This window comes from Streptomyces sp. NPDC031100 (assembly GCF_055570785.1).
Window position 1 is genome coordinate 341822 of sequence record NZ_JBVIGN010000011.1, and the last position, 12218, is coordinate 354039.

The window sequence follows — 12218 nt, forward strand, 5'->3', positions numbered from 1 at the left end:
GGGGGAGGGAAGGAGAGGTGGGGGGGACGCTTGTTCGAGCGCTCCACCCCCCCGACGGGCGTGGGGGGGGGGGGGGGGGTCCCCCCCCCCCCCCCCCCCCCCCCCCCCCCCCCCCCCTCGCTTCTTCCTCACAGGGCTTCGGCCTCTTCCGCCGTCGGATACGACTCCTGCGCGCCCCTCTTCGTCACCGCCGCCGCGCCGACGCGGGCCGCGTAGGCCGCCGCCTCGGGCAGGGGAGAACCCGTGCCCAGCTTCCAGGCCAGCGCCGCTGTGAACGCGTCGCCCGCACCCGTCGTGTCCACCGCGTCCACCGTCACCGACGGCACCCGGGCCACTCCGGACGCGTCGCACACCAGCGCCCCCTCCGCGCCGAGCGTCACCACCACCGAGCGCGGGCCCTCGGCCAGCAACAGCCGCGCCCAGTCCGCCGGATCCTCGCTCACGCACGCATCGCCGAGGAGCACCCGCGCCTCGTGCTCGTTCACGATCAGCGGGTCACAGGCGGCCAGCACCTCCGGGGGCAGCGGGCGCGGCGGCGACGGGTTCAGCACGAAGCGACTGTCCGGGGGCAGGTTCCGTACGACCTCCACGACCGTCTCCAGCGGGATCTCCAGCTGCGCCGACACCACCCGGGAGGCGAGGAAGAGGCTGACGGCGGCCCGGACGTCCGCGGGCGTGAGCCGGGCGTTGGCCCCCGGCGACACCACGATGCTGTTGTCCCCGGAGGGGTCCACCGTGATCAGCGCCACGCCCGTCGGCGCCCCGCCCACCAGCACCCCCACCGCGTCCACCCCGGCCGCCCGCTGCGCGTCGAGGAGCAGCCGGCCGTGCGCGTCGTCGCCGACCCGGGCCAGCAGGGCCGTACGGGCTCCGAGCCGGGCGGCCGCGACCGCCTGGTTGGCGCCCTTGCCGCCCGGGTGGACGGCCAGGTCGCCGCCGAGCACGGTCTCTCCGGCGGCCGGCCGCCGCTCGACGCCGATCACCAGGTCGGCGTTGGCCGAACCCACGACCAGGAGGTCGTAGTCGTACATGGCATGAACTCCCGTCATCCGCTGAAGCCGGCCAGGTCGTCCTTGGTGCCGACCGTCACCGGCCGAGCAGGCCGGCCGACGGGATCTAGGCTGCCCTTGGCGCAGTGGGTGACATGCCCGCGCCAATCACAAAGGGAGGGATCAGATATGCACGCACGCCGGATCCTCGGTGCGTCCGTGGCGGCCGCCGCCCTGGTCGGGACCACGCTCGTCGCCGGCAGCCCCGCAGTCGCCCAGACCGACGCGGCCGCGGCGAGTTGCACGGCAAAGGCCCTGGAGACCGTGATCATACGGTCCGGGACGAGCACCGGCACCACAGCCCTCGGCCAGCTCAACAAGGGGCAGACGGCCTCGTCGCCCTGCCAGATGTACTACGGCGGGTCGTACACCGCGTGCGGCATCACCAGCACGCGGTGGGTCAAGGTCACGAAGAACGGTGTCACCGGTTACGTGGTCGGCACCTGCGTGTTGCAGCCTGCCTGACCCCGGAGCGGGAACGGCAGGGGGGGGGGGGGGGGGGGGGGGGGGGGGGGGGGGGGGGGGGGGGGGGGGGGGGGGGTAGAGGGGGGGGGGGGGCCCCCCCCCCCCCCCCCCGGTGGCGGACCTCCGCCTAGTCGTCCATGTGGATCCAGGGGGCGCCCGTGCACGGCCCCGTGAAGTAGAGCTCGGCCTTCTTGTTGTCGCCGGCCACGAAGTTGTCGATGCAGAACTCGTGCGTCCGGGAGTCGTACGTGTCCCATTCGTGGACGAAGTCGCAGGAATGTCCCCCAGGTGTGTGCCTGAAAAGAAGAAGGCCTGGCTACGCCAGGCCGTAAGCGGAACCGCACTGCTCCTTCTCGCCCTGCACGGCGCAGACCGAGACGGTGATCGGGGTTCCCTCCTTGATGTTTCCGCTCTTCCAGCCGGAGCGGTAGTACGCCGCGTGGCCTCGCGAGGTCGCCTTGCTGTAGCGAACGCCTCCGCCGCGTCCGATACGGTCTGCCCGTTGTCACACCCCACCGGTACCGTCGGATCATGGCTCGACAGGAGGGGAACCCCACGACCGAGCGGCGGCTCGCCGTGCTCGAAGGCGTGCTGGAGCGCATCACGTACGCCAACGAGGAGAACGGCTACACGGTCGCCCGGGTCGACACCGGAAGAGGCGGCGGAGACCTCCTCACGGTGGTCGGCGCGCTGCTCGGCGCCCAGGTCGGCGAATCCCTCCGCATGGAGGGCCGGTGGGGCTCGCATCCACAGTACGGAAAGCAATTCCATGTCGAGAACTACACGACGGTCCTGCCCGCCACCGTCCAGGGCATCCGCCGCTACCTCGGCTCCGGCCTGGTCAAGGGCATCGGCCCGGTCTTCGCCGACCGCATCACCCGGCACTTCGGCCTGGACACCCTGACGATCATCGAGGAGGAGCCCAAGCGGCTCATCGAGGTCCCGGGCCTCGGTCCCAAGCGCACCAAGAAGATCGCCGACGCCTGGGAGGAGCAGAAGGCGATCAAGGAGGTCATGCTCTTCCTCCAGACCGTCGAGGTGTCCACGTCCATCGCCGTGCGGATCTACAAGAAGTACGGCGACGCGTCCATCTCCGTCGTGAGGAACGAGCCGTACCGGCTGGCCGCCGACGTCTGGGGCATCGGCTTCCTCACCGCCGACAAGATCGCCCAGTCCGTGGGCATCCCGCACGACAGCCCGGAGCGCGTGAAGGCGGGCCTTCAGTACGCGCTGTCGCAGTCCGCCGACCAGGGCCACTGCTTCCTGCCCGAGGAGCGGCTGATCGCGGACGCGGTGAAGCTGCTCCAGGTCGACACCGGGCTGGTCATCGAGTGCCTCGCCGAGCTGGCCGGGCCGCCGGAGGACGGCGCGGACCCCGGGGTCGTACGCGAGAAGGTGCCCGGACCCGAGGGTGACGGGGAGCCCGTCACCGCCGTCTACCTCGTGCCCTTCCACCGCGCCGAACTCTCCCTCTCCGCCCAGCTGTTGCGCCTGCTGCGCACGGAGGAGGACCGGATGCCGGCCTTCCGGGACGTGAACTGGGACAAGGCGCTCGGCTGGCTGAAGTCCCGCACCGGCACCGACCTCGCCGCCGAGCAGGAGGCCGCCGTGAGGCTCGCGCTGACCGAGAAGGTCGCGGTGCTCACCGGCGGCCCGGGCTGCGGCAAGTCCTTCACGGTCCGCTCCATCGTGGAGCTGGCCCGCGCCCGGCGCGCCAAGGTGCTGCTCGCCGCTCCGACCGGGCGTGCCGCCAAGCGGCTCGCCGAGCTGACCGGCGCCGAGGCCTCCACGGTCCACCGGCTGCTGGAGCTGAAGCCCGGCGGCGACGCGGCCTACGACCGGGACCGCCCGCTGGACGCCGACCTGGTGGTCGTGGACGAGGCGTCCATGCTGGACCTGCTGCTCGCCAACAAGCTGGTGAAGGCGGTGCCGCCGGGGGCCCATCTGCTGTTCGTCGGGGACGTGGACCAGCTGCCCAGCGTCGGCGCGGGGGAGGTGCTGCGCGACCTGCTGGCCGAGGGCGGCCCGATCCCGGCCGTGCGGCTCACCCGGGTCTTCCGGCAGGCCCAGCAGTCCGGCGTGGTCACCAACGCGCACCGGATCAATGCCGGGCAGCATCCGCTCACCGACGGCATGAAGGACTTCTTCCTCTTCGTGGAGGACGACACCGAGGAGGCCGGCCGGCTCACCGTGGACGTGGCCGCCCGTCGGATTCCGGCCAAATTCGGGCTCGACCCGCGCCGGGACGTCCAGGTGCTCGCGCCCATGCACCGCGGCCCGGCCGGCGCCGGAGTCCTCAACGGCCTGCTCCAGCAGGCCATCACGCCCGGCCGCCCCGACCTGCCGGAGAAGCGGTTCGGCGGCCGCGTCTTCCGCGTCGGCGACAAGGTCACGCAGATCCGCAACAATTACGAGAAGGGGAAGAACGGAGTCTTCAACGGCACCGTGGGCGTGGTCACCTCGCTCGATCCGGTCGACCAGCGCCTGACGGTGCTGACGGACGAGGACGAGGAGGTTCCGTACGAATTCGACGAACTGGACGAACTGGCACACGCGTACGCGGTGACGATCCACCGTTCGCAGGGGAGTGAATATCCCGCCGTCGTGATCCCCGTCACCACCAGCGCATGGATGATGCTCCAGCGGAACCTGCTGTACACGGCGGTGACACGGGCGAAACGGCTGGTGGTCCTCGTCGGTTCACGCAAGGCGATCGGACAGGCGGTGCGCACGGTGTCGGCGGGGCGGCGCTGTACGGCCCTGGACTTCAGACTTCGCGGCTGCTGACCACCCCTGACCAGGGATGGAGACCAGCATCACAAAAAATGATCGATCAAACGAGTCGCAAAGGTCACAGAGCACTTCCAGATGCCGGTCAAACGGGGCAGGATGTGCAAGTTGGCGGCACTGAGTGCCGCCAATAGGCCCAATGGTCGACCCCGAGTGCACTCTCCTGAGCCAAATGGGGGATGGTAGAGACAGTCAGGGCACCTCGAAGATGAGGCACTACGTCGGTGAGGGAAGACGTGAGCGACAACTCTGTAGTACTGCGGTACGGCGACGGCGAGTACACCTACCCGGTGGTCGACAGCACCGTCGGTGACAAGGGCTTCGACATCGGGAAGCTCCGCGCCCAGACCGGTCTGGTGACTCTGGACAGCGGTTACGGCAACACGGCCGCCTATAAATCCGCCATCACCTACCTGGACGGCGAGGCGGGCATCCTCCGCTACCGCGGCTACCCCATCGAGCAGCTGGCCGAGCGCTCCACCTTCCTCGAGGTGGCGTACCTGCTGATCAACGGTGAGCTGCCGACCGTCGACGAGCTGGCCGCGTTCAAGGACGAGATCACGCGGCACACCCTGCTGCACGAGGACGTCAAGAACTTCTACAAGGGCTTCCCGCGCGACGCCCACCCGATGGCCATGCTGTCCTCGGTCGTCTCGGCGCTGTCCACCTTCTACCAGGACAGCCACAACCCGTTCGACGAGAACCAGCGCAACCTCTCCACGATCCGCCTGCTCGCCAAGCTTCCGACGATCGCGGCGTACGCGTACAAGAAGTCGATCGGCCACCCGTTCGTCTACCCGCGCAACGACCTCGGCTACGTCGAGAACTTCCTGCGCATGACCTTCTCGGTGCCGGCGCAGGAGTTCGAGCTGGACCCGGTCGTCGTCGCCGCGCTCGACAAGCTGCTGATCCTGCACGCCGACCACGAGCAGAACTGTTCGACCTCCACGGTCCGCCTGGTCGGCTCCTCGCAGGCCAACATGTTCGCGTCGATCTCGGCCGGCATCAGCGCCCTGTGGGGCCCGCTGCACGGCGGCGCCAACCAGTCCGTGCTGGAGATGCTGGAGGGCATCCAGGCGGGCGGCGGCGACGTCGACTCCTTCATCAACAAGGTGAAGAACAAGGAGGACGGCGTCCGTCTGATGGGCTTCGGCCACCGGGTCTACAAGAGCTTCGACCCGCGCGCCAAGATCATCAAGGCCGCCGCGCACGACGTCCTCTCGGCGCTCGGCAAGTCCGACGAGCTGCTGGACATCGCGCTGAAGCTGGAGGAGCACGCGCTCTCCGACGACTACTTCGTCTCGCGCAACCTCTACCCGAACGTCGACTTCTACACCGGCCTGATCTACCGCGCCATGGGCTTCCCGACCGAGATGTTCACGGTCCTGTTCGCCCTCGGCCGCCTGCCGGGCTGGATCGCCCAGTGGCACGAGATGATCAAGGAGCCGGGCTCCCGCATCGGCCGCCCGCGCCAGATCTACACGGGTGTGGTGGAGCGCGACTTCGTTCCCGTCGAGCAGCGCTGAACACACTGAGTGCGAGGGCCTGCCTGCCCGGCGGGCCCTGAATCAGTGCTGACCTGAGCGAGAAAGCAGAAGGCGCCCTGAGTCGCCAGTCCCCCCACGGGCCGACGACCAGGGCGCCTTCCCATGTCCCGGTACGGATTCCCCCCACGGGATCCGGCCGGGCGCTCGGAGAGGACAGCGCCTGAACCGCTGTCTGAGCACCACGAGCAGAGCCCGTCGTGCTCCGGTGATGCGGTGCGATCTGCCGGGACAACGCACGCTGGGAGGGCCGCTCAAAGCTCCCCGGTGTACGTGCCCCGGCAACGCATCTCTGAGGAAGTCCCCCAAGACATCCCCAGATGCCAGTCAGCGCCCCCCAAGACGCTGGACTGACATCGCCAACTTAGACCTTCGAACCCCTTCGATGGTTACGTTCGCATCACTGTGATCTGCGTCTCTTGCATATGTCCCTTAGGTGCGCAAGAGCCCCGATACGGCGATCGGGACCCAAGCGTAAGGATGATGCGCGAGCCTTGTGAAGAGCTTATGTGAGGCTCGCGCAGGACTCTAGAGGGGCTCTTACTTCACCTCGGGCGAACCCCCGGTAACCCCACCGGCTTCAGCGGAAGCTGCGCAGCCGCAGGCTGTTGGTCACCACGAACACCGAGGAGAAGGCCATCGCCGCGCCCGCGATCATCGGGTTGAGCAGGCCCGCGGCGGCCAGTGGCAGCGCGGCCACGTTGTAGCCGAAGGCCCACACCAGGTTGCCCTTGATGGTGGCGAGGGTGCGCCGGGAGAGCCGGATGGCGTCCGCGGCCACCCTGAGGTCACCGCGCACCAGCGTCAGATCGCCGGCCTCGATCGCCGCGTCCGTGCCGGTGCCCAGGGCGAGGCCCAGATCGGCGGTGGCGAGCGCGGCGGCGTCGTTGACGCCGTCGCCGACCATCGCCACGGCGCGACCCTCGCCCTGCAGCCGTCGTACGACGTCCACCTTCTCCTCGGGGAGTACCTCGGCGATCACCTCGTCGATGCCGACGGCCCGCGCCACCGCCTCGGCGACCGTCCGGTTGTCCCCGGTGAGCAGCACCGGCGTGAGCCCGAGCGCGCGCAGCTCGCGCACCGCCTCGGCGCTGGAGGCCTTGACCGCGTCGGCGACGGCGAGGATTCCGCGGGCCTTGCCGTCCCAGCCGACCGTGACGGCCGTACGGCCCTCCTGCTCGGCCTGGCGCCCCGCCCGGGCCAACTCCTGCGGGACCACGTCGTACAGCCGTCCCACGGCCACCTCACGGCCTTCCACGCGGCCGCGTACGCCCCGCCCGGGGACGTTCTCGAAGTGCTCGATCCCGGGGAGCCTGCCGGTGCGCTCCTCGGCGCCGACGGCGATCGCGCGGGCGACGGGGTGCTCGGAGGCGTGCTCCAGGGCGCCGGCGAGCCGCAGCACCTCCTGCTCGTCCTCGCCGTCGGCGACGTACACCTCCTGGAGGGTCATCCGGCCGGTGGTGACGGTTCCGGTCTTGTCCAGGACGACGGTGTCGACGCGCCGCGTGGACTCCAGCACCTCGGGGCCCTTGATGAGGATGCCGAGCTGGGCGCCCCGGCCGGTGCCGACCATCAGTGCGGTCGGCGTGGCGAGGCCGAGCGCGCAGGGGCAGGCGATGATCAGCACGGCGACGGCGGCCGTGAACGCGGCGGAGGTGTCCCCGGTGACGGCCGTGAACGCGGCGGAGGTGTCCCCGGTGACCGCCAGCCAGACGCCGAAGGTACCGAGTGCGACGAGGATGACGACGGGGACGAAGACGGCGGAGATCCGGTCGGCGAGCCGCTGCACCTCGGCCTTGCCGTTCTGTGCGTCCTCCACCAGCTTCGCCATCCGGGCGAGCTGGGTGTCCGAGCCGACCCGGGCCGCCTCGACCACCAGCCGGCCGCCCGCGTTGACCGTGGCGCCGGTGACCTGGTCGCCGGGGCCGACGTCCACCGGCACCGACTCGCCGGTCAGCATGGCCGCGTCCACCGCGGACACGCCCTCGACGACCGTGCCGTCGGTGGCGATCTTCTCGCCGGGCCGTACGACGAACCGGTCGCCGACGGCCAGGTCCGACACCGGGACGCGTACCTCATGCCCGTCCCGCAGTACCGCGACGTCCTTGGCGCCCAGCTCCATCAGCGCTTTCAGGGCCGCGCCCGCGCGCCGCTTGGAGCGGGCCTCCAGATAGCGGCCGAGCAGGATCAGCGCGACGACTCCGGCGGCGACCTCGAGGTAGATGGTGGAGGCGCCGTCCATGCGGGAGACGGTGAACCGGAACGCGTCGTGCATGCCCGGCATGCCCGCGTCGCCGAAGAACAGCGCCCACAGCGACCAGCCGAACGCGGCCAGCGTGCCGACCGAGACCAGCGTGTCCATGGTGGCGGCGCCGTGCCGCGCGTTGGTCCAGGCGGCCCGGTGGAAGGGCAGGCCGCCCCAGACGACCACCGGCGCGGCGAGCGTGAGCGAGAGCCACTGCCAGTTGTCGAACTGCAGCGCGGGAATCATGGCGAGCAGGACGACGGGGGCGGCGAGCAGCACGGAGACGAGCAGGCGGTGCCGGAGGGCGGCGAGTTCCGGGTCCGGCTCGGAGGTCTCCTCGGTCGCGGCCTCGGCCTCGGGCTGCGGCGGCGGGGGCTCCTCGGCGGTGTAGCCGGTCTTCACGACGGTCGCGATCAGGTCGGCGACCTGGACACCCTCGGCGTAGCTGACCTTCGCCTTCTCCGTCGCGTAGTTCACGGTGGCGCTCACGCCGTCCATGCGGTTGAGCTTCTTCTCCACCCGGGCGGCGCAGGAGGCACAGGTCATCCCGCCGATGAGAAGTTCGACCTCGGAGGTGGCGCCTATCTCGCTCGCGGTCTCGGTGGTGGTGCTGGTCATGTCCGGACTCCAGACATCGGACCGGACCGTACGGATCCGGTATCAGCTGGTCGGCACGGCCCGGTCGGGGAAGGGTTTCGGGGCCCGCGGGCCGGGGCGGGCCCGGTCGCTCGGGCCTGCTCTCAGGCCCTGCCGGCCAGCTCGAAGCCGGCCTCGTCGACGGCGGCGCGGACGGCCTCGTCGTCCAGCGGAGCCGCGGAGACGACCGTCACCTCGCCGGTCGACGCGACGGCCTTGACCGAGCTCACGCCGGGAATCTGGGAGAGCTCACCGGAGACGGAGCCCTCGCAGTGGCCACAGCTCATGCCGGTCACCTGGTAGACGGTGGTGACGGAGCCCGAAGCGTCGGTCTGGGTGGTCATGTCGTACTCCTCGGTCGAGGCGTGTGGGGCCGATGGGGTCCACGAGGGAACCCCACGCTCGCCACACTATACCCCTAGGGGGTATTTCTCCAAGAGGGGGTCCGGTGTGCCAGCGACCGGATCCAGGCCACGCCGATCAGGGCGACGAGCACCAGGCCGCCGTCCGAGAACAGCGTGAACAGGTGCATCTGCACGGCGCCGGGCCGCGGGATGAACCCCTGCGCGAACAGCCCCGGGGCCGAGCCGGTGCCCGACAGCCGGGCCACGAGCCAGATCGCGATGCCGTGCGTGGCGTCCCACAGAGCGTGCAGCACCGACACGCCCAGGTACGCGCCGACGACCGGCGCGGCGAGCCGGAAGTGCCCGTTCGGACGGCGGTACGAGAGCAACGCGCCGCCCGCGGCCGCCGTCCACAGGCCGTGGCCGAAGGGTGCGAGCACCCCGCGCGGGATCTCGGTCTCCAGCAGCGCCCGCACATCGATGGCGTCGGCGGACACGGTCGCGGTGAAGGTATAGCCGCAGCTCTCCAGGGCGGCGAAGCCGAAGCCGACGGCCGCGCCGAGCACCAGCCCGGCCCGCATGCCGCGGATGCCCGGCTGCCGGCGCAGTGCGAACACCAGCGCGCCCAGCTCGGCCGCCTCCTCGATCAGACCGACGCGGGTGAACGTCCCCAGGGAGGGGCGGAGCAGGTACGACTCCGTCAGCGAGGCGCCGAGCACGCCGAGCGTGCCGCCGGCCAGGAAGCAGCCGAGGATCGCGCTGACGCCCAGGTCCCGGCCGTGCCGCTCGTACGCCCACAGCACGAAGACGACGGGGACCAGGAAGCCGCCGAGCAGGATGAGGGTCGGCAGCAGCGTGCGGTTCTGTGTCGCGTACGTCGCCAGTACGGTCAGCGCCCACAGGGCGAGCCCGCCGCACAGGCAGCGCTTCCACAGGCCGGCGCCGATGCGCGGGTACGGCGGTGGGGGCTGCTGCGGGCCGGGAATGCGGGCCCGGGGCATGCCGGGCTGCGGAGAGTGGGTCACGTGGTCCCCTGGAGCTCCTGCTGGGCGATCTATCCGCACTCTAGGCAGATGCACCCTGTGTCGCAGTCCAGGGACCTCCGTGGGGTCACGTGCGGCCGAGCCGGTCGCCCACCAGGGGGTCGAGGTAGCGGATCAGGACGTCCTTGACCTCCTGGGCGTAGGCCGCCCGCTCGGCACCCTCGTGGGCGAGGATCAGCTCCAGGCCGGCCTTGTAGATGCCGAGGCAGACGTGGGCCGTGCGCGTGACGTCGGCCGGGGAGGCCTCGGGCAGGAGGGAGGCGAGCAGGCCCTCGATGCGGCCGATCAGGGTGGCGTGCAGCTGGTCGTGCGCCTCGGCGATCCCGCCGGGGATGTCCGGGCCGTGCATCAGCGCGAAGAAGACCGGGTGCTCGGTGTTGAAGGCGATGAACCGGTCGACGGCCGCGCCGATGGCCTCCTCCAGCGGAGTGGCCGGGTCGACGGGGGCCAGTGCCTCGCCGTACGTCTCCCGCATCTCGTGCATGAGCCGGTCGCCCAGCTCGATCGCGATCGCTTCCTTGTTCGGGAAGAACTGGTAGAGCGTGCCGGGCGAGACGCCCGCCTCGCGGGCGATGGCGTTGGTGCTCGCCGCGGTGTAGCCGGTGGTGCAGAAGACCTGGGCGGCGGCTGCGAGGAGCTGCGCGATACGGCGTTCGCCGCGTGCCTGGCGGCGGCGCGGCTGCTCCTTCTCCGAGGTGTCGGACACCAGTTATCCCCAGCCCTTCGAAGGCGATTGACAAACGCGAGCGGCCGCTCGCATTCTGGAGAAACGCGAGCGATCTCTCGTGTTTGCCAGTTTATGGCAATGACCGATCCATGCCGCCTGCCTGCACAGACATGGGTCAGGGTGAAGGGGACACCGCACGATGACCGAAGTCAACAAGGCGGCGCACATGGGGGACGGACCGCCGCGACCCCGCGGCTGGACAGGTTTCGTCACCGCACGCCCGCGCCTGTCGCTCCTGGTGGCCCTGGTGCTCACCGCGCTCGCCGTGGTGGCCGGCAGCGGGGTCGCGGACCATCTGGGCAGCGGCGGCTGGGAAGACCCGGCCGCCGAGTCGACGTACGCGACCAAGGCGCTGGAGCGGGAGTTCCCCGGCTCCCAGCCCAATCTGCTGCTCCTGGTGGACTCCGGCCGCGCCTCCGTCGACGACCCGGCGGTCGCCGCCGAGGCCCGCGGCCTGGCCGAGCGGCTGGCCACCGAGCAGGGCGTGACCGGCATCGGCTCCTACTGGCAGACCAAGTCGCCTTCCCTGCGCGCCGAGGACGGCCACGAGGCACTGATAGCCGCCCGCATCACCGGCGACGAGAACGCGATGGGCAAGACCCTCGACCGCATAGCGCCCCGCTACCGGGGCACGCACGGACCGGTCCAGGTGAAGATCGGCGGCATCGTCGCGGTGCGGCACGAGATGCAGACGATCATCAAGGAGGACCTCACCCGTGCCGAGATGATCGCCCTGCCGATCACCCTGGTGCTGCTCGTGATGGTCTTCGGCAGCGCGATCGCGGCCCTGCTGCCGCTGGGCATCGGCATCGTCGCCATCCTCGGCACGAACGCGGTGCTGCGCGGCCTGACGTCCTTCACCGACGTCTCGGTCTTCGCGCTGAACCTCACCACGGCCCTCGGCCTCGGCCTGGCCATCGACTACGCCCTGTTCATCGTCCGCCGCTACCGCGAGGAACTGTCCACCGGAGCCGACCCGTTGACCGCCGTCGGCACGACGCTGCGCACGGCCGGCCGCACGGTCCTGTTCTCCGCCCTCACCGTCGCGGTCTCCCTGGCCGCCATGATGGTCTTCCCGCAGTACTTCCTGCGGTCCTTCGCCTACGCCGGCATCGCCGTGGTCCTGCTCGCCGCCGCGGCCGCCCTGATCCTGCTCCCGGCGGCCCTGATCCTGCTCGGCCACCGGGTCAACTCCCTCGACCTGCGGCGCCTCTTCCGCCGGGGCCGCGACCCGAAGACGTCCGGCGCCGAGGGCACCGCCGCGAGTGAGCCGGAGGGGCGCGGGGGGGGGGGGGGGGGGGGGGGGGGGGGGGGGGGGGGGGGGGGGGGGGGGGGGGGGGGGGGGGGGGGGGGGGGGGGGGGGGGGGGGGGGGGG

At 71.0% G+C, this 12218-nt stretch carries 9 protein-coding genes; 4 read left to right on the plus strand and 5 right to left on the minus strand.

What is annotated here, in order from left to right; translation table 11 throughout:
* Positions 1-128 precede the first annotated feature (128 nt).
* Positions 129-1031 carry a ribokinase gene (locus ACZ5DS_RS29975; RefSeq protein WP_468244583.1) on the minus strand — a complete coding sequence of 301 codons (903 nt, stop codon included), beginning with the start codon at positions 1029-1031 and terminating at the stop codon, positions 129-131.
* Positions 1032-1178: 147 nt separating this feature from the next.
* Here ACZ5DS_RS29975 and ACZ5DS_RS29980 point away from each other — a divergent pair, with 147 nt between their 5' ends.
* The 3 genes from ACZ5DS_RS29980 to ACZ5DS_RS29990 all read left to right on the plus strand — a co-directional run bounded on the left by ACZ5DS_RS29980 (position 1179) and on the right by ACZ5DS_RS29990 (position 5830).
* Complete coding sequence (locus ACZ5DS_RS29980) at positions 1179-1514, plus strand: hypothetical protein (RefSeq protein WP_468244586.1); 336 nt, start codon at positions 1179-1181, stop codon at positions 1512-1514.
* 531 nt (positions 1515-2045) lie between these two features.
* Positions 2046-4301, plus strand: coding sequence for an SF1B family DNA helicase RecD2 (gene recD2 / locus ACZ5DS_RS29985; RefSeq protein ID WP_468244588.1), 2256 nt, complete (start codon positions 2046-2048; stop codon positions 4299-4301).
* A gap of 239 nt (positions 4302-4540) precedes the next feature.
* Positions 4541-5830, plus strand: a complete 1290-nt coding sequence (locus ACZ5DS_RS29990; RefSeq protein WP_468244591.1) for a citrate synthase — start codon at positions 4541-4543, stop codon at positions 5828-5830.
* 598 nt (positions 5831-6428) lie between these two features.
* Here ACZ5DS_RS29990 and ACZ5DS_RS29995 read toward each other — a convergent pair.
* The 4 genes from ACZ5DS_RS29995 to ACZ5DS_RS30010 all read right to left on the minus strand — a co-directional run bounded on the left by ACZ5DS_RS29995 (position 6429) and on the right by ACZ5DS_RS30010 (position 10822).
* Positions 6429-8711 (minus strand): heavy metal translocating P-type ATPase, encoded by a 2283-nt coding sequence (locus ACZ5DS_RS29995; RefSeq protein WP_468244594.1) that lies wholly within the window; start codon positions 8709-8711, stop codon positions 6429-6431.
* A gap of 122 nt (positions 8712-8833) precedes the next feature.
* The gene (locus ACZ5DS_RS30000) at positions 8834-9073 is read right to left on the minus strand and encodes a heavy-metal-associated domain-containing protein (protein ID WP_468244596.1); all 240 of its coding nucleotides are present in this window, start codon (positions 9071-9073) and stop codon (positions 8834-8836) included.
* A 74-nt stretch (positions 9074-9147) separates the two neighbouring features.
* Positions 9148-10098, minus strand: a complete 951-nt coding sequence (locus ACZ5DS_RS30005; protein ID WP_468244598.1) for a PrsW family intramembrane metalloprotease — start codon at positions 10096-10098, stop codon at positions 9148-9150.
* Between the two features lie 85 nt (positions 10099-10183).
* Positions 10184-10822 carry a TetR/AcrR family transcriptional regulator gene (locus ACZ5DS_RS30010; RefSeq protein WP_468244601.1) on the minus strand — a complete coding sequence of 213 codons (639 nt, stop codon included), beginning with the start codon at positions 10820-10822 and terminating at the stop codon, positions 10184-10186.
* A gap of 160 nt (positions 10823-10982) precedes the next feature.
* Between ACZ5DS_RS30010 and ACZ5DS_RS30015 the strand changes: the two genes are divergently transcribed.
* Positions 10983-12218 (plus strand): MMPL family transporter (locus ACZ5DS_RS30015; protein WP_468244603.1); only part of this gene is annotated, 1236 nt, incomplete at its 3' end.

Coding starts and splice junctions, on each gene's coding strand:
- ACZ5DS_RS30000 (WP_468244596.1), bottom strand. CDS start 9,073: ATGACCACCCAGACCGACGCTTCGGGCTCCGTCACCACCGTCTACCAG.
- ACZ5DS_RS29980 (WP_468244586.1), top strand. CDS start 1,179: ATGCACGCACGCCGGATCCTCGGTGCGTCCGTGGCGGCCGCCGCCCTG.
- ACZ5DS_RS29995 (WP_468244594.1), bottom strand. CDS start 8,711: ATGACCAGCACCACCACCGAGACCGCGAGCGAGATAGGCGCCACCTCC.
- ACZ5DS_RS29975 (WP_468244583.1), bottom strand. CDS start 1,031: ATGTACGACTACGACCTCCTGGTCGTGGGTTCGGCCAACGCCGACCTG.
- recD2 (WP_468244588.1), top strand. CDS start 2,046: ATGGCTCGACAGGAGGGGAACCCCACGACCGAGCGGCGGCTCGCCGTG.